Raw genomic sequence first — 17,947 nt, 5'->3', positions numbered from 1 at the left:
CGTTCCTCACAGGCCTGCGTGGGCGGCGATGGCGGCGGCGATGGCCAGGGCCAGTTCGCCCGGCTTGCGTTTGATCGAGTAGTTCAGCAATTCCGGATGGTTATCGACGAAGCTGGTGTTGAACTGCCCGCTGCGGAAATCCGGGTTTTCCAGAATTTTCTGGTAGTAGCTGGCGGTGGTCTTCACGCCCTGTACACGCATGTCATCCAGCGCACGCGAGCCGCGCGCCAGCGCCTCTTCCCAGGTCAGCGCCCAGACGATCAGCTTCAGACACATGGAGTCGTAATACGGCGGAATGGTGTAACCGGTATAGATCGCCGTGTCGGTGCGCACGCCTGGCCCGCCGGGAGCGTAGTAGCGAGTGATCTTGCCGAAGCAGGGCAGGAAGTTGTTGCGCGGCTCCTCCGCATTGATGCGGAACTGCAGGGCGAAACCGCGGTACTGGATGTCTTCCTGCTTGACCGAAAGCGGCAGACCGGAGGCGATGCGGATCTGCTCACGGACGATGTCGATGCCGGTGATTTCCTCGGTGATGGTGTGCTCCACCTGCACCCGGGTGTTCATCTCCATGAAATACACCTCGCCGTCGGCGAGCAGGAACTCCACGGTGCCGGCGTTCTCATAGCCCACCGCCTTGGCCGCGCGCACCGCCAGGTCGCCGATATAGGCACGCTGTTCGGGCGTGAGCTGTGGGCTCGGTGCGATCTCGATAAGCTTCTGGTTACGTCGCTGGATCGAGCAGTCGCGCTCGAACAGGTGCACGGTATTGCCGAACGAATCAGCCAGCACCTGAGCCTCGATGTGTTTGGGCTCAACGATGCACTTTTCCAGGAACACGTCCGCCGAACCGAACGCTTTGGTCGCCTCGGAGATCACCCGTGGGTAGGCCTGCTCAAGCTCCTCGCGCGAATTGCAGCGACGGATACCGCGACCGCCGCCACCGGAGGTGGCTTTGAGCATGACCGGATAGCCGATGCGTTCGGCCTCGCTCAGTGCCTCACGGACATCCGCCACGTTACCTTCGGTGCCCGGGGTGACCGGCACGCCGGCCTTGATCATGCTTCGGCGCGCCTCGGTCTTGTCGCCCATACGGCGAATCACTTCGGCGCTGGGGCCGACGAAGCGGATGCCGCGCTCGGCGCAGATTTCCGCCAGCTCAGCGTTTTCCGACAGAAAACCATAGCCCGGATGCAAGGCGTCGCAGCCGGTTTCCACAGCCAGGTTGACCAGCTTGCGCGGGTTCAGGTAACCCGCCAGCGGATCTTCGCCAATGAAATAGGCCTCGTCGGCACGTTTGACGTGCAACGCGTGGCGATCGGGTTCGGCAAACACCGCCACCGAGCGCACTCCCATTTCTGCGCAAGCCCGCACGATGCGGACGGCAATTTCCCCGCGGTTGGCGATCAGCAGCTTCTTGATCACGCTTCGTCCCTCGGATCAGTGAGCAGGCGGTCCCGTGTCGGACCGTGTGATTACGCCGCTTCAGGCGATGTGTTTTACCCTACCCTTTGCGCAGCAATTACCGAAAATGAATAATTGTTTGGTCAGGCATAAGCTTTGACTTATACAACTGTGCCGAACGTCCTTCATTCGCAACCGATATCCGCAGACGAGAACCGCTAGAGGCCCCATGAGAAAGTCACTGATGCGCATGACCCTGCGCCAGCTACGCGTGTTCCGAGCGGTGTGCGACAACCACTCCTACAGCCGTGCAGCCGAGCAGATGGCCCTGACCCAGCCAGCCGTCAGCCTGCAGATTCGCCAGCTGGAAGAACTGCTGGGCCAACCGCTCTTCGAGTATTCGGGCAAGAAGCTCTATCTGACCGAGGCCGCCGAAGCGCTCAGGCGCACCAGCGAAGATATATTCGGCAGGTTGGAAAGCCTCGACATGCAGCTGTCGACGTTACAGGGCTCATTGCAGGGCCAGCTGAAACTGGCGGTGGAATCGAGCGCCATGTACTTCGCACCTCACCTGTTCGCCTCGTTTCGTCAATTGCACCCTGAGGTCAGCCTGCAGTTGGTGGTGGTCAACCACGCCGAGGCGATTCATCGATTGAGCGCCAACCGCGACGACCTGCTGCTCATCTCCCAGGTGCCGGCGGATATGGATCTCGAATTCCTGCCCTTCCTGGACAACGCCATCATTGCCGTCGCGCCAGCAGGCCATCCGCTGTGCAGCAAAGCGGCGCTGACATTGCAGGACCTTACCGTTTGGCCATTGCTGATCCGTGAGTCCGGCTCCGGCACCCGCCGAGCCACCGAGCGTTATTGCGACCAGAAACGCGCTCATTTCGCCCAGACCATGGAGCTCGGCTCACTGGAGGCGCAGCGTGAAGCCGTACTAGCCGGGCTCGGCTTGGCGCTGCTGCCAAGACATGCGGTACTCCGTGAACTGAAGGCCGGCGTGCTCTGCGAGCTACCCGTCGAAGAGTTGCCGTTGATGCGCAGCTGGTGCCTGGTGCACCCGCGCGGAAAATACCTGTCACCCGTGGCGCAAACCTTCTTCGCCTTCGCTCGTACCGAACGGCAGCGGATCAACGCACTGGAACGTCAGTTCAGCGCAGGCAACCCATAATGCATTCGAGAGGCCGCTGGCGGCGCCCGGCCCTTTATCGGAAAACGTGAAGCGGATTTGCGTATACGATATTCTCCGCTCATCCCCCGTCATCCAGAGTTCATTGCTGTGCCGCTCAATTCCTTCAACGCACCGAACCTCGGTATCGTCCCCTCGGCTTCCGAAGTGATTGCCAAGCACCTGCGCGAGGCGATTATCAGCGGCCAGTTCGCCGAGGGCGAGCCGGTGCGTCAGGATGATGTGGCGCGCCTGTTCAATGTCAGCAAGATCCCGGTGCGCGAAGCGCTCAAACGTCTGGAAGCCGAAGGGTTGGTGTCGTTCCAGCGCAACAAGGGCGCGGTCGTGACCGTGCTCACCGAGCCGGAACTCGCGCAGATATTCGAAGTGCGAGTGCTGATGGAGACCCAGATCATCCGCCTCGCCGTGCCGAACATGAACGACGCCACCTTTGCCGAAGCCGAGTCGATCTGTGCCGAATTCGTGCATGAAGACAACGCCGCGCGCTGGGCCGAATTGAATTGGGCCTTTCATGCCTGCCTCTACGGGCCGGCGCAGCGCCCGTTCATGATGCAGTTGATCCGCTCCATCCATGACAAGGTCGAGCGCTACCTGCGGGTACAGATGAGCATTCATGAAGGCAAACACGGCGCCGACCTGGAACATCGCGAAATCCTCCGTGCCTGTCGCAGCGGTGATGTAGACCTGTGTGCGGAACTGATCGAACGTCACATCATCGGTGTGTGTCGGGCGTTGTTCGAGCATCTGCCTCATGGCCACCGCTGGACCGGTATCGAAACACCCGTCTGGCCTGTGCCGATTTCGTCATCCACGCAGGCGAAAACGTTCAAGCCGTAAGCAGGCCGCCGATGGATGCTTGTCACTCATTCCCCATACAGGCAGGGCGGCTATGAAGCGCATTCAGGTTCTCGACAGCCACACCGGTGGCGAACCGACTCGGCTGGTCATCGATGGTTTTCCTGAGCTCGGGGCTGGCAGCATGGCCGAGCGTCGTCGAGTGCTTGCCGAACAGCATGATCACTGGCGTGCGGCAACCATGCTCGAACCCCGTGGCAACGACGTGTTGGTCGGCGCACTGCTTTGCGAGCCAGTAGACCCAACGGCCTGCGCCGGCGTGATCTTCTTCAACAACAGCGGCTACCTGGGCATGTGCGGCCACGGCACCATCGGCCTGGTGGTGTCGCTGGCGCATCTAGGACGCATCCAGCCCGGCGTTCACCGCATCGAGACGCCGGTGGGTACGGTGCAGGCGACCCTGCATGAAGACCGATCGGTGAGCGTGCGCAACGTCCCCGCCTATCGCTACCGCAAGGCCGTAAGCGTCGAGGTGCCAGGCCTCGGCACGGTGACCGGCGATATCGCCTGGGGTGGTAACTGGTTCTTCCTCATCGCCGAGCACGACCAACGCATCGCCGGCGACAACATCGAGGCGCTCACGGCCTATACTTGGGCGGTGCGCCAGGCCCTGGAAGCACAGGGCGTACGTGGCGAAGACGGCGGCGAAATCGACCATATCGAGCTGTTTGCCGAGCCCGACGAGGCGAGTAGCCAGCCGGGCGTTTCACCGGCAAGCGACGACCGCTCGAGCGCGGCAGCTTCGCCGCAAGCCGACAGTCGTAACTTCGTCCTGTGCCCCGGCAAGGCCTATGACCGTTCGCCCTGCGGTACGGGCACCAGCGCCAAGCTGGCGTGTCTCGCGGCGGACGGCAAGCTGCAACCCGGCGAAACCTGGCGCCAGGCCAGCGTCATCGGCAGCGAATTCACGGCCAGTTACGAGTCGGACGGCGAGCGTATCGTGCCGACCATCCGCGGCCGCGCGCACCTGAGCGCCGAAGCCACCTTGCTGATCGAGGACGACGACCCCTTCGCCTGGGGCATTCATCCGTGAATGCGGATGTGATCATCATTGGCGCCGGCATCATCGGCGCCGCCTGCGCCCACGAACTGGCCGCCAACGGCCTCGATGTGCTGCTATTGGACGCCCAGCGCAGCGGCGCGACGGCGGCCGGCATGGGCCATCTGGTGGTGCTGGATGACAACCCGGCCGAGTTGGCGCTGAGTGACTTTTCGATCCAGCGTTGGCGGGAGTTGGGCCGGGTGATGGACGAAAGCTGCGGCTATCGCAACAACGGTACCCTCTGGCTCGCCGCCAGCGATGACGAAATGGCGGTAGCCGAACACAAACTCAAGACCTTGTCGGAACAGGGCATGAGCTGCGAATTGTTGGGCGGCGCAGCGCTCCGAGCAGCCGAACCCGAACTGCACAGTGGGCTGCATGGCGCCTTGAAAGTCAGCGGCGACGGCATTCTCTATGCGCCCAACGCGGCGCGCTGGCTGATCGCGCAGGGCGGCAAGCGCATCGTTCAGCGGCGGGCGTGCGTGACGGGCCTACAGGGCCAACAGGTCGAGCTGAGCGACGGCAGCCTCCTGCACGCACAGGCAGTGGTGCTGGCCAACGGGATTGACGCGACCGAACTCTGCCCAGAGCTGCCGATCCAGCCGAAGAAAGGCCACCTGCTGATCACCGACCGCTACCCCGGCAAGGTCAGTCACACGCTGGTCGAACTGGGCTATGTCACCAGCGCCCACAACGCCCAAGGGCCATCAGTGGCCTGCAACATTCAGCCGCGCCCGACCGGGCAATTGTTCATCGGCTCTTCGCGGCAGTTCGGCACCCGCGATCCGGAGATCGACAGCTGGATGCTGGCGCGAATGCTCAAGCGCGCCGTCGACTTCATGCCCGGCCTGGCCCGGTTGAACGCCATTCGCAGCTGGACCGGTTTTCGCGCGGCGAGCCCGGATGGCTTGCCGCTGGTGGGTGAGCATCCGCAGCAGCCGGGCCTGTGGCTGGCTGTCGGCCATGAGGGGCTGGGTGTGACCACGGCACCCGGCACGGCCGAATTGCTGGTCGCACAGTTGCTGGGCAGACAGCCCGCACTGGCCATCGAGCCCTACAGCCCAGCGCGCTTTCATCAGTCATCAGACAGGCCATCGACATCTGCCACTGCCGCCTGGAGGCCTGGGTCATGATTGAAATCACGCTCGACGGTCGCGTGCTGCAGGTCGCACCCGGCACCACGGTGGCCGCGGCGCTGTATCTGGGCGGCGACGGTAGCAGCCGCACCTCGGTATCCGGCGAACGCCGCGCGCCGCTGTGCGGCATGGGCATCTGTCAGGAATGTCGGGTCAGTATCGACGGCCAGCGCCGACTGGCCTGCCAGACGCCCTGTCTCGCTGGCATGAATGTGGAAACCCGTCCATGAAATCGCATTACGACATTCTCATTGTCGGCGCCGGCCCTGCCGGAATGTCCGCCGCCCTGGCCGCCGCGCCCAGCGGCGCGAGTGTCGCGATCCTCGACGACAATCCCGTCCCGGGCGGACAGATCTGGCGTGACGGGCCGCAGGCCCAGTTGCCCGCCATGGCTCGGCAGCAGCGACAGGCGTTGGCGGACGCCGCGAATATCGAGCTGTGCAATGGCGTACGGGTGATCGCGGCACCCGGCGACAAACGATTGCTCCTCGAAGATGCGCAACAGGGACATCTCGTCAGCTACGACAAATTGATCCTCTGCACCGGCGCGCGCGAGCTGCTGCTGCCTTTTCCCGGCTGGACGTTGCCCGGCGTGACCGGCGCCGGTGGGCTGCAGGCGCTGATCAAGGGTGGCATGCCAGTGACCACTCAACGCCTGGTGATCGCCGGCAGCGGTCCGCTCCTGCTGGCCAGCGCGGCCACCGCCAAACGTGCCGGCGCGCACTTGCTGCGCATTGCCGAGCAGGCGCCACTGACGGCACTCGCCGGTTTCGTCGCTCGTTTACCACGCTGGCCAGGTAAGGCCCTGCAGGCAATCACGTTGAGCGATGCGCACTATCGCAGTAGCACGCAGGTGCTGGCGGCACTGGGCACCGAGCGCCTGGAAGCGGTACGCCTGAGCCAAAACGGCAAAGTTTCGGAAATCGCCTGCGACCGTCTGGCCTGTGGCTTCGGCCTGATCCCTAACACCGAGCTCGGTCAGGTACTAGGTTGTGCCCTCGCCGAGCGCTCCCTTCGAGTCGACGCCTATCAGGCTACGAGCCTGGCGGATCATTTCGCAGCCGGCGAATGCACCGGCTTCGGCGGCAGCGAACTGGCGCTGGTCGAGGGCAGCATCGCCGGCTACACCGCTATCGGAGATCTCGGGCGGGCCAAGGCGAGATTCGCCGAGCGACAACGCTGGCAGGCCTTTGCCGAGTTGCTGGGGCAAACCTTCCGGCTGAACGAGCGGCTGAAGACGCTGGCCGCTCCCGACACGCTGGTATGCCGCTGCGAGGACGTGCCCTACTCGGCGATGGCCAGCCACGGCAGTTGGGTCGAGGCCAAGCTGGAGAGTCGGTGCGGCATGGGCGCCTGCCAAGGGCGCATCTGCGGTGCAGCCAGCGACTTCCTGTTCGGCTGGCAGCCGCCAAAACCGCGCCAGCCGATCAGTCCGGCGCGCATCGGTACGCTCATGGCCCTGGCCGAAGGCGAACAGACGGACCCGCACCAGACACAGTCCTGAGCCATGCCTACCATTCGCCGGTTGTCGATCGTATCCTCGGGCTTCCCCTGCTCGTAGCGCGCCCGATGCACTCCCTGCTTTCGACCGACACACCCGCGGATCTGCCCACATTGCTGGCCAGCCTGAAGCTGATCGCACCCTTGCTTGACGCCATGCCCGAGGTGGTGTTTTTCATCAAGGACACCGACGCTCGCTACAGCCTGGCCAACCGCACGCTGGCCGAACGCTGCGGGCATCGCGAGCCGAATGCGCTGCTGGGCCTGACCGCCGAGCAGGTTTTCCCCTCCGGCTTCGGTGCTCAATACACCAACCAGGACCGCCGTGTGCTCAGCCAGGGGCTGCGCCTGCAGGATCAACTGGAGCTGCACCTTTACCCGGGCCGGCAGCCGGGCTGGTGCATGACACACAAACTGGCACTACGCGATCCCGACGGCACGATCATCGGTATGGCCGGGGTGTCCATCGACCTTCAGGCGCCTGAGGCCAACAACCCCGCCTACCTCAAGCTCGCCGCAGTGGACGCCCATATCCGTGCAAACCATTTCCGCCCCATCAGGCTGTCGGAGCTGACCACCATCGCCGGACTATCGGTCGCGCAGCTGGAGCGAATGTGCAAACGGATATTCCGCCTCACCCCTCGGCAGATGATCCACAAGGCCCGGCTGGACGCCGCAACCGAGCTGCTTAGCGGAGCGCTGCCCATCACCGAGATAGCCCTGCGTTGCGGTTATACCGATCACAGCGCTTTCAGCCGCCAGTTCCGTGCGCTGACCGGCCTGTCCCCCAGCGCCTATCGAGACGCACTCCCGACCAACCATCGGGCAACTTGGTAACGCGCTGCTCCCATTTGTAGCAGACGAGCCCAGCGTGCATCGTGTCCGCGCAGAATCCGACGAACGGTCGCTTCGCTCCCATGGCTCGAGGCACCCCAGAGCTTTCGGCTCTAGATCGCGCCTTACGGCAAGACTACTGGCTACTTGGTCAGCCCGCCGGTCGCGCTTGGATCGACCGGCACGGCTATTGCTCTGCGGATAACGTATACGAAATCTCGAAACAGCTGCTTGAATCAACTGGACGATCAACCGCATCGACGAGGACTGTATGAAGAAAACCCTAGTTGTGGCCGTTAGCGCTCTGCTTGCCGCCTCCATAACCTCCATTGCCCAGGCCGACAAGCTCGACGACATCATCGGCTCGGGCAAACTGCGCTGCGCCGTTACCCTCGACTTCCCACCCATGGGCTTTCGCGATGAAGGCAACAAGCCCGCTGGCTTCGACGTCGACTATTGCAACGACCTGGCTAAGGTCCTCGGAGTCGATGCGGAAGTGGTTGAAACACCCTTCCCCGATCGAATCCCGGCGCTGGTCTCGGGCCGCGCGGACGTGATCGTCGCCTCCACCTCGGACACCCTGGAGCGCGCCAAGACGGTCGGCATGAGCATTCCGTACTTCGCCTTCAACATGGTGGTGCTGACCCGCGAAGAGACGGGCATCAACGACTACGACGACCTCAAGGGTCGCCCGGTCGGTAACACCAGCGGCACCTTCGAAGCCATCGCGCTGGAGAAGGATGTGAAGAGTTGGGGCGAAGGCAGCTTCCGCGCCTACCAGTCGCAGAACGACACCATTCTCGCGGTCGCGCAGGGCCATGTGGACGCCACGGTGGTCACCAATACCGTCGCCGCTTCCACCATCAAATCGGGCAAATACAAGGGTCTGAAGATCGCCGGTGACGCCCCCTACGTCATCGACTACGTATCGCTGGCCGCCAAGCGCAGCGAGTATGGCCTGGTCAATTACCTGAATCTGTTCGTCAATCAGCAAGTGCGCTCCGGGCGCTATGCCGAGCTATACGAAAAGTGGGTCGGCGGCAAACCGGTGGATCTGACCGTGCCGGGCGTCTACTACTGATCGGCGGATAACGATGCTTCGTCGCGACGCGCTCATCCAACAGCCTGCGCTCAATTTCCGGGGGCGCAGCCTGGTGTCGGGCAGTGCCCAGGCAGCCTGTCTGCATGCGGAGGTGGGCCTGAGTTTCTGGGGCGGCGTTGATCCGTTGAGTGGCGAAGTGATCGACCGTCACCACCCGCTCAACGGTCAGGTCATCGCCGGCCAGGTGTTGGCGATTCCCAGCGGGCGTGGGTCCTGCACCGGCAGCAGTGTCCTGCTGGAGCTCATCCTCAACGGTCATGCACCGGCCGCGCTGGTCTTCGCCGAAGCAGAGGAAATTCTCACCCTCGGCGTACTGGTGGCGCAGCAACTGTTCGACCGTTCGCTTCCGGTGGTGAGCATCGGTTCGCAAGCCTTCGCGGCGCTGCGCGACGCCCGCTACCTGCGCATCGAAAACGGCCGGGTGGAGGGCTTCGCCGAGCTGCCAAAAGATGAATGGACCGCTTCGACGGCTCCCGAATACCCCTTACCGGCAAGCATTACCTTGAACGCGCAGGACCAGGCCATGCTCGCCGGTGAGCATGGCAAGGCCACTCAGGCGGCCATGCAAATCCTGTTGCGCATGGCCGAACTCCAAGGCGCGCGGGAGCTGGTGGATATCACCCAGGCGCATATCGACGGCTGCATCTATACCGGGCCGGCGAGTCTCAGGTTCGCACGGCAGCTGGCCGACTGGGGCGGGCAGGTGAAGGTCCCGACCACCCTCAATTCGATCTCTGTGGATCAGCGCCACTGGCGACAGATGGGCGTCGCCGCCACGTTCGGCGAGCCGGCCAGCCAGTTGGCCGACGCCTATGTCGAAATGGGCGCCAGCGCCAGTTTCACCTGCGCGCCCTATCTGCTCGACAGCGCGCCAAGCGCCGGTGAGCAGGTCGTCTGGGCGGAATCCAATGCCGTGGTGTATGCCAATAGCGTGCTGGGTGCGCGCACGTTGAAGTACCCCGACTTCCTGGATATCTGCATCGCCCTGACCGGCCGCGCGCCGCTGACGGGCTGCCACCTGGCCGATCAGCGCCACGCCACACTGCGTATCGACCTGCCTGCGCTGCAGGATCTGGATGACGCCTTCTACCCGCTGCTGGGCTATCACCTCGGCCTGCTCTGCGGCAGCGACATCCCTGTGATCTGCGGGCTCGAACAACGCGAACCGACGCTCGACGACCTCAAGGCCTTTGGCGCTGCCTTCGCCACCACCTCGGCGGCGCCGATGTTTCATATCGTTGGCGTTACACCGGAAGCGCCATCGGCCGAGGCTGCCCTGGGCGGCCAAGCGCCAGATCGCATCCTGTCGGTCCAACGTGCCGATCTGCTGGCCAGCTGGCGCGAACTGGACAGCGGTGAATTTGCAGATATCGAGTTGATTAGCCTGGGCAATCCGCATTTCTCGTTGAGCGAATTCGCCCGCCTTGCACAGCTGTGCGAAGGCCGGGTGAAACACACCGATGTGGCCGTACTGGTCACCTGCGGTCGTGAGATCCAGCGACAAGCCAGCGAAGCCGGATACCTGCAGACGCTAGAGCGCTTCGGTGTGCAGATCATTACCGACACCTGCTGGTGCATGCTCGAAGAACCGGTCGTGCCGCTGACGGCGCGCACCCTGATGACCAACTCTGGCAAATACGCCCATTACGCACCCGGTCTGGTTGGCCGGCAGGTGCGCTTCGGCAGCCTGGCCGAATGCGTCGATACCGCCTGCAGCGGCCAAACCAGTGGTCGCCTGCCGCGCTGGCTTACCGCTGCCGACATCGAAGGAGTGCACTGAGCGATGTTCGACTACACCTTCCATTGGCGGCCCGCCTTCCGCGCCCTGCCGGATATGCTCGCCGGCGCGGTGGTCACCTTCGAGACCGCCGCGCTGTCGATGATCTTCGGCGTGCTCATCGCACTGGTGCTGACCGCCATGCGCGAGACCCGCAACCCGCTGCTCAAAGGCGTTGGCAGCGCCTGGGTCTCGGTGGCACGCAACACGCCATCGCTGTTCCAGATCTACGCGCTGTATTTCGGCCTCGGCGCCTTCGGTTGGCACATCAGCTCCTGGGCGGCGCTGCTTGCCGGCATCACCTTCAACAACGCCGGTTACCTGGCGGAAAACTTCCGCGGCGGCCTGAAAGCAGTGCCGGATACGCAGATGCGCGCCGCGCGATCGCTGGGCATGAGTGCGTTCCAGGCGTACCGGCTGATCGTCATTCCTCAATTGCTGCGCATCGTCTTCCACCCGCTCTCCAACCAGATGGTCTGGGCCGTGCTGATGACCTCGCTGGGCGTGATCGTCGGCTTGAACAACGACCTCACCGGCGTGACCCAGGACTACAACGTCAAGACCTTCCGCACCTTCGAATATTTCGCCCTGGCCGCCGTGATCTATTACCTGATCGCCAAGCTGATCGTAGGGGTGGCCCGGCTGATGGCCTGGCGGCTGTTCCGCTACTGAGGATCCGAGCATGTTTGATACCAGCCTGACCTCAACCGATCTGCTGTTCCTGCTCAAGGGCGCCGGTGTGACCTTGATGCTGACCTTCTGGGCGATGCTGCTGGGCACCATTGCCGGCATCGTCTTCGGCGTGATTCGCGCGCTGTTTCCCCGGGCAAGTCTGCCGCTGGCCTGGTTCCTGGACATCTTTCGCAGCGTGCCGCTTCTGATCCAGTTCGTCCTGTTCAACGCCCTGAAAAGCATCGTCGGGCTGGACTGGAGCGCCTTCACCGTCGGCTGCGTGGTGCTGGGAATCTACGCCGCGGCTTTTTTCACCGAAGTGGTGCGCGGCGGCGTGCTGGCGGTGCCGGGCAGCTTGCGTCTGGCCAGTCGCTCGCTGGGCCTGACCTATTGGCAGGACCTGCGCTATATCGTCTTGCCGGTCGCGACCCGCGTCGCCTTTCCAGGCTGGGTCAATCTGGTGCTGTCGGTAATGAAGGACACCGCGCTGGTGATGTGGATCGGCATCATCGAGCTGCTACGCGCCTCGCAGACCATTGTCACGCGCATTCAGGAGCCGCTGCTGGTGCTCTGCATCGCGGGACTCATCTACTACGTCATGAGCCTGGTGGTCGCTCGCCTGGGCGCCCGGCTGGAAAAAAGGTGGCAGCAATGATTGAGATCGAAAAGGTGCACAAGTCCTTCGGCGAGCTCGAAGTGATCAAGGGCGTCGACCTGACCGTCAACAAGGGTGAGGTGGTCTCGATCATTGGTGGCTCGGGCTCGGGCAAGTCGACCCTGCTGATGTGCATCAACGGGCTGGAATCGATCAAGAGCGGTTCGATCCGTGTCGATGGCACCGAAGTGCACGCCAAGGGCACCGACATCAACAAGCTGCGGCAGAAGATCGGCATCGTTTTCCAGCAATGGAACGCCTTCCCGCATCTGACGGTGCTGGAAAACGTGATGCTGGCGCCACGCAAGGTACTCGGCAAAAGCCGCGCCGAAGCCGAAGAACTGGCGGTCAAGCAACTCACCCATGTCGGCTTGGCGGACAAGCTGAAGGTATTCCCCAGCAAGCTGTCCGGCGGCCAACAGCAACGCATGGCCATCGCCCGCGCACTGGCCATGTCGCCTGATTACATGCTGTTCGACGAGGCCACTTCGGCCCTGGATCCACAGCTTGTTGGCGAGGTGCTCGACACTATGCGCCTGCTCGCTGAAGACGGCATGACCATGGTGCTGGTAACCCATGAGATGGGCTTTGCTCGCGAGGTGTCCGATCGGGTCGCGTTCTTCCGTGATGGCCTGGTGCACGAGATCGGCCCGCCCGATCAGGTCATCAGCAACCCGCAGAAGCCGGAAACCGCGGCTTTCCTGAAGTCGGTGATTTAGGGGAGATCGCATGCGTTCGAGCAAGGTCATACACGTCGTCAGTTGCCACGCCGAGGGTGAAGTCGGTGACGTCATCATCGGCGGCGTCGCCCCGCCACCGGGCGACACGCTGTGGGAGCAGTCCCGCTGGATCGCTCGTGACGAAACCCTGCGCAACTTCATGCTCAACGAGCCGCGCGGCGGGGTGTTCCGTCACGTCAATCTGCTGGTCCCGCCAAAGAACCCGCGCGCGCAGATGGGCTGGATCATCATGGAGCCGGCCGACACACCTCCGATGTCCGGCTCCAACTCACTGTGTGTCGCCACGGTACTGCTGGACAGCGGCATCCTGCCGATGACCGAGCCGGAAACACGGCTGACGCTCGAAGCGCCGGGCGGGCTGATCGACGTGGTCGCCCAGTGCCGTAACGGCAAGGTCGAGCGGGTCGAGGTGCGGAACGTGCCTTCCTTCGCCGACAAGCTCGACGCCATGCTCGAAGTCGAAGGCCTCGGCACGCTCAAGGTCGACACAGCCTATGGCGGTGACAGTTTCGTGATCGCCGACGCTCAGGCGCTGGGCTTCAGCATCCGTCCCGACGAGGCGGCCGATCTGGTCGCCACGGGGTTGAAGATCACCCGCGCGGCCAACGAGCAGCTCGGTTTCGTCCACCCGAGCAACCCGGATTGGGCGCATATCTCTTTCTGCCAGCTGGCCGCCCCGGTGGTCCGCGAGCAAGGCGTGGCCACCGGTGCAAACGCCGTGGTCATCCAGCCGGGCAAGATCGACCGCTCGCCGACCGGCACCGGTTGTTCGGCGCGCATGGCGGTGCTGCATGCCAAGGAACAGCTGGCCGTGGGCGAGCCCTTCATCGGACGCTCGATCCTCGGTTCGGAGTTCCATTGCCGCATCGATTCGCTGACCGAGCTGGCCGGCCAGCCAGCGATCTATCCGTGCATCTCGGGACGTGCCTGGATCACCGGCACGCACCAACACATGCTCGACCCGGACGACCCTTGGCCGGAAGGCTATCGGCTCTCCGACACCTGGCCGGGAGCCAAACAGCAGTAGAACAGACGCCCGTCCTTCGGGCGCGACGGAGCAGGGATGCCTTCTTTACACGAAGCACAACGTATACGAAATACCATAAGACGGGAGACAAACATGAGCAAACGAGTCAACTGGAGCGGGGTCTTCCCCGCCGTTACCACGCAATTTAACGATGACTTTTCCATCAACCTTGAACAAACCCACAAGGTCATCTCCAACGTCATCCGTGACGGCGTGTCAGGGCTGGTGGTCTGCGGCTCGGTAGGCGAGAACACCTCGCTGAGCACAGAAGAAAAGATCGCCGTCACCGAGGTCGCCGTGGACGCCTCCAAAGGCCGCGTGCCGGTAATTTGCGGCGTGGCCGAATTCACCAGCGTGCAAGCGGCGAAGGTCGCCAATGCGGTGAAGCGGGTCGGCGTCGACGGCGTGATGCTGATGCCGGCGCTGGTCTACGGCTCCAAGCCGTTCGAGACCGCCGAGCACTACCGCTACGTGGCGAAGAATGCCGATGTGCCGCTGATGGTCTACAACAACCCGCCGATCTACAAAAACGACGTCACGCCGGACATCCTCATCTCGCTGTCCGACTGCGACAACGTGGTCTGCTTCAAGGACTCCTCGGGCGACACCCGCCGCTTCATCGATGTGCGCAACGAAGTCGGCGACCGCTTCGTGCTGTTCGCCGGCCTCGATGACGTGGTGCTGGAAAGCATCGCCGTGGGCGCCGAGGGCTGGGTGTCGGGCATGTCGAACGTGTTCCCCAAGGAAGGCGAAACCATTTTCCGACTGGCCAAAGCCGGCCGTTTCGCCGAGGCCATGCCGATCTACGAATGGCTGATGCCGATCCTCCATCTCGACGCCCGTGCCGACCTGGTGCAATGCATCAAGCTCTGCGAAGCCATCGCCGGCCGCGGCAGTGCCCTGACTCGCCCACCACGCCTGGCCCTACCCGATGCTGACCGTCAGTACGTCGAACAGATCATGGCCAAAGCCATGGCCAATCGTCCGACGCTGCCCGACGTAGGCCTGTGAGCCGTTCCGCCCCTGCCGCAACCTGCCTGTGCCGCGCCTGCGGCCAGGCCCCTGACTCGCCATGAGAGGTTTCGCCATGCAACTGAAAAAAGCCCATCTGTTCGCCGTCTTCGGCCTGGCCCTGGCGTGCGCCGGCACCCAGGCCGCCGAGACTTACACGGTGCCAACTTCGGTGCCGGAAGGCAGTTTCTTCTTCGAGAATTTCCTGGTGCGCTTCGCCAAGAACGCTGACCTGCTGACCGATGGCGAGGTGAAGATCCGCCCGGTCGGCGCCGGGGTGATCGTCCCGGCGCTGCAGGTCTTCGAATCGGTACAGAACGGCGTACTCAAGGCTGGGCACTCCACCTCCACTTACCTGGTCAATCAGGACCCGTTGAACAACGTGTTCGCCAGCTACCCGGGCGGCATGTCCGGCGAAGAGACGCTGTCCTGGCTGTACGAGGGCAATGGCTTGAAATACCTGCAGGAATACCGTGAGAAGGAGATGGGCCTGCACTCGATGGTGGTCGGCGTCGGCAGCACCGAGATCCTTGCCCACTCGAACAAGAAGATTCAAAGCCTGGAAGATTTCAAGGGCGTGAAGTACCGCACTGCCGGCGCCTGGGCCGAAGTGGTCAAGCAGGTCGGCGCCTCGCCAACGGTGGTGCCGCCAGGCGAGATCTACACGCTGCTGCAACGCAAGGGCGTGGACGCCATTGAGTGGGCAACGCCGGGCGCCAACCTCACCGAGGGCTTTCACGAGGTCGCGCCCTACATTCTCACGCCGGGCGTGCACCAGCCGTCGTTCGTCTGGGAATTTTTCATGACCACCAAGAGCTGGGACTCGCTGGACAAGGACACCCAGGCCAAGCTCGAAGCGGCGGCCAAGCTGACCACGATGCAGAGCTACTTTCACTTCCTCGACGCCGACATGAAAGCCATGCAGACCTACAAGGACGCCGGCATCGAGATCCTCCGGCTGGATCCGGCAGCGATTGAGGATCTGGCCAAGCGCGGCAATGACCTGGTCACCTCACAGATCGAGGCACGCGCCGCAGGGAAGACTGACGCCAAGGCGATCCTCAAGGACTACCAGGACTACATGAAGCGCTGGTCGGACAACTCGTCCTACCTGTACCGTCACTGAGCAACGCCGCCGGCCGCCCAGTGGCGGCCGGCCTGGAGGTTCAATGAAGCGCAATTGTTTCGACTGGCCGGGCACCGCCCTGCTCTGGGTCGCGGCGGCCATGGCGCTGTTACTGGTGCTGGCGATGATCTTCGAAGTGTTCTCGCGTTACGTGCTGAACGCGCCGACGCTCTGGGCCTTCGACATCTCCTACATGCTCAATGGCGCCATGTTCATTCTCGGCTGCGCCTATGCGCTGAAGATCGACGCCCACGTGCGCATCGACTTTCTCGCCTCGCGGCTCAAGCCGGCCGTGCAGCGCTGGATCAACGGCCTGTTCTACCTGCTGTTGTTCGCCCCCATTCTTGGCGCCCTGACCTGGACGGCCGGCAAACGCACCTGGCACGCCTTCGTCACCGGCGAGGTCGAACACGTCAGCCCCTGGGCACCGCTGATCTGGCCGTTCTACAGCGCTCTGGCCATCGGCCTGGCTGCACTGACCCTGCAGGTGCTGGTCGACGCCTACCGCTACTTCACCGACCAGAAGCAGCCCAGCGGGGGAATGCCCGAATGATGGATTTCATCCCGCTGTTGATGTTCGCGATGCTGTTCGTCTTCATCTTTCTCGGCATTCCGGTTTCGTTTTCGCTGATCACCGTGTCAGCTCTGTTCGGCATGCTGCTGTTCGGCGAAAACATCTTCCAGCAGATGTTCGGCTCGCTGCTGCAGGCCTCGACCAACTTTTCGCTCTCCGCGATCCCGTTGTTCGTGCTGATGGGTGCAATCCTCGAGCGCAGCGGCCTGGCCCGGCGGCTGTACGAGGCGCTGCAGCTCTGGCTCGGCGGCTTTTCCGGTGGCCTGGCGATGTCGACCATGTTGATGTGCGGCATCTTCGCCGCCAGCTCGGGGATCGTCGGCGCAGTTGAAATCGTCGTCGGCATGATGGCCATCCCGGCCATGAGCAAATACCACTACGACCGCTCGCTGATCGCCGGCACCATCTGCGCAGGCGGCTCGCTTGGCACCATTATCCCGCCATCGGTGATCGTCGTGGTGTACGCCTCGATGGCGCAGCTATCGATCGGCCAGCTGTTCGCCGCGACACTGATTCCTGGTGTGCTGATGCTGGCGTTGTTCCTGCTCTACATCGGCGTGCGCTGCTGGATCACACCTTCGCTGGCCCCCGCCGTGCCGGCGATGCAGGCCACGCCGCTGATGGAAAAGCTGGCGATCACGCTCAAGGCGCTGATTCCGCCGTTCCTGCTGATCTTCGCCGTGCTCGGCTCGATGCTTGCCGGGATCGCCTCGCCCACCGAATCCGCCGCGGTCGGTGCGTTCGGTGCGGCCTTGCTGGCGCTGTGCTTTCGCGAATTGAGCGTGGCCCGGCTGATCGAGGCGTTGGTCTCAACCATCACCATCACAGCCATGATCATGCTGATCGTTACCGGCGGCACCATGTTCACCGCGATCTTCGCCGCCAGCGGCGGTGGCTGGATGCTCGCCGATTTCATGGGCGCGATGGACCTGAGCCCTTATTGGCTGATCCTGGCGCTGATGGCCATCGTGCTGATCGCCGGCATGGTGCTGGACTGGATTTCGATCGTGCTGATTTTCGTACCGATCTTCATGCCGTTGGTGAAGCTGGCAGGGATCGATCCGATCTGGTTCGCGGTGATGTTCATGGTAGTGGTGCAAACGGCCTACCTGACGCCGCCGCTGGCTCCGTCGATCTTCTACCTGCGTTCGATCGCGCCGCCGGATATGAGCTACGGTCACATGTACAAGGGCGTTCTGCCGTTCATCGCCATTCAGCTGCTGCTGTTCCTGATCATCCTCGCCGTACCGGGCATCGCCACCTGGCTGCCGAGGCAACTGTTCTGAACCGCTACCCCTTGGGA

Annotated in this window: 17 protein-coding genes and 1 pseudogene; 17 read left to right on the top strand and 1 reads right to left on the bottom strand. The window is 63.3% G+C overall.

Annotation, left to right across the window (positions count from 1 at the left end; translation table 11 throughout):
- Window positions 1–6: 6 nt before the first annotated feature.
- Window positions 7–1,422: an acetyl-CoA carboxylase biotin carboxylase subunit gene (locus UF78_RS01230; RefSeq protein ID WP_045160200.1), complete on the bottom strand. Its 1,416-nt coding sequence runs from the start codon at window positions 1,420–1,422 to the stop codon at window positions 7–9.
- Window positions 1,423–1,630: 208 nt separating this feature from the next.
- Here UF78_RS01230 and UF78_RS01225 point away from each other — a divergent pair, with 208 nt between their 5' ends.
- The 17 genes and pseudogenes from UF78_RS01225 (at window position 1,631) to UF78_RS01145 (ending at window position 17,930) form a co-directional block, all read left to right on the top strand.
- Window positions 1,631–2,575 (top strand): LysR family transcriptional regulator, encoded by a 945-nt coding sequence (locus UF78_RS01225; RefSeq protein ID WP_045160198.1) that lies wholly within the window; start codon window positions 1,631–1,633, stop codon window positions 2,573–2,575.
- Window positions 2,576–2,683: 108 nt separating this feature from the next.
- A pseudogene (locus UF78_RS01220) lies at window positions 2,684–3,346 on the top strand (GntR family transcriptional regulator); the annotation flags it as partial.
- Between the two features lie 136 nt (window positions 3,347–3,482).
- Window positions 3,483–4,481 (top strand): proline racemase family protein, encoded by a 999-nt coding sequence (locus tag UF78_RS01215; RefSeq protein WP_045160197.1) that lies wholly within the window; start codon window positions 3,483–3,485, stop codon window positions 4,479–4,481.
- Window positions 4,478–5,623 (top strand): NAD(P)/FAD-dependent oxidoreductase, encoded by a 1,146-nt coding sequence (locus UF78_RS01210; RefSeq protein WP_045160196.1) that lies wholly within the window; start codon window positions 4,478–4,480, stop codon window positions 5,621–5,623. Before UF78_RS01215 ends, UF78_RS01210 begins: the two co-directional genes overlap by 4 nt.
- Entirely contained in the window at window positions 5,620–5,856 is a 237-nt protein-coding gene (locus tag UF78_RS01205) for a (2Fe-2S)-binding protein (RefSeq protein ID WP_045160195.1), read from the top strand. The genes UF78_RS01210 and UF78_RS01205 overlap by 4 nt, the downstream gene beginning before the upstream one ends.
- Window positions 5,853–7,130, top strand: a complete 1,278-nt coding sequence (locus UF78_RS01200) for an NAD(P)/FAD-dependent oxidoreductase (RefSeq protein ID WP_045160194.1) — start codon at window positions 5,853–5,855, stop codon at window positions 7,128–7,130. Before UF78_RS01205 ends, UF78_RS01200 begins: the two co-directional genes overlap by 4 nt.
- Before the next feature lie 65 nt (window positions 7,131–7,195).
- Window positions 7,196–7,963 (top strand): AraC family transcriptional regulator, encoded by a 768-nt coding sequence (locus tag UF78_RS01195; RefSeq protein ID WP_045160193.1) that lies wholly within the window; start codon window positions 7,196–7,198, stop codon window positions 7,961–7,963.
- A gap of 268 nt (window positions 7,964–8,231) precedes the next feature.
- Window positions 8,232–9,041, top strand: coding sequence for a transporter substrate-binding domain-containing protein (locus UF78_RS01190; protein ID WP_045160192.1), 810 nt, complete (start codon window positions 8,232–8,234; stop codon window positions 9,039–9,041).
- Window positions 9,042–9,054: 13 nt separating this feature from the next.
- Entirely contained in the window at window positions 9,055–10,842 is a 1,788-nt protein-coding gene (locus tag UF78_RS01185) for an aconitase X (RefSeq protein ID WP_045160191.1), read from the top strand.
- A gap of 3 nt (window positions 10,843–10,845) precedes the next feature.
- Window positions 10,846–11,511: an amino acid ABC transporter permease gene (locus UF78_RS01180; protein WP_045160190.1), complete on the top strand. Its 666-nt coding sequence runs from the start codon at window positions 10,846–10,848 to the stop codon at window positions 11,509–11,511.
- 10 nt (window positions 11,512–11,521) lie between these two features.
- On the top strand, window positions 11,522–12,166 hold the full coding sequence (locus UF78_RS01175; protein ID WP_045160189.1) for an amino acid ABC transporter permease: 645 nt from the start codon (window positions 11,522–11,524) through the stop codon (window positions 12,164–12,166).
- Window positions 12,163–12,885, top strand: coding sequence for an amino acid ABC transporter ATP-binding protein (locus tag UF78_RS01170; RefSeq protein WP_045160188.1), 723 nt, complete (start codon window positions 12,163–12,165; stop codon window positions 12,883–12,885). The genes UF78_RS01175 and UF78_RS01170 overlap by 4 nt, the downstream gene beginning before the upstream one ends.
- Window positions 12,886–12,895: 10 nt before the next feature.
- Entirely contained in the window at window positions 12,896–13,933 is a 1,038-nt protein-coding gene (locus tag UF78_RS01165) for a trans-3-hydroxy-L-proline dehydratase (RefSeq protein ID WP_045160187.1), read from the top strand.
- Window positions 13,934–14,026: 93 nt separating this feature from the next.
- Window positions 14,027–14,944, top strand: coding sequence for a dihydrodipicolinate synthase family protein (locus UF78_RS01160; protein ID WP_045160186.1), 918 nt, complete (start codon window positions 14,027–14,029; stop codon window positions 14,942–14,944).
- 76 nt (window positions 14,945–15,020) lie between these two features.
- Window positions 15,021–16,070: a TRAP transporter substrate-binding protein DctP gene (gene dctP, locus UF78_RS01155; RefSeq protein ID WP_045160185.1), complete on the top strand. Its 1,050-nt coding sequence runs from the start codon at window positions 15,021–15,023 to the stop codon at window positions 16,068–16,070.
- Between the two features lie 43 nt (window positions 16,071–16,113).
- Entirely contained in the window at window positions 16,114–16,623 is a 510-nt protein-coding gene (locus UF78_RS01150) for a TRAP transporter small permease subunit (protein ID WP_045160184.1), read from the top strand.
- Window positions 16,620–17,930: a TRAP transporter large permease gene (locus UF78_RS01145; RefSeq protein WP_045160183.1), complete on the top strand. Its 1,311-nt coding sequence runs from the start codon at window positions 16,620–16,622 to the stop codon at window positions 17,928–17,930. The genes UF78_RS01150 and UF78_RS01145 overlap by 4 nt, the downstream gene beginning before the upstream one ends.
- The last annotated feature ends 17 nt before the right edge of the window (window positions 17,931–17,947 follow it).

It is taken from the genome of Stutzerimonas stutzeri (assembly GCF_000952685.1).
Lineage (GTDB): Bacteria > Pseudomonadota > Gammaproteobacteria > Pseudomonadales > Pseudomonadaceae > Stutzerimonas > Stutzerimonas stutzeri_E.
This window is presented reverse-complemented; position numbering and strand designations above follow the sequence as displayed.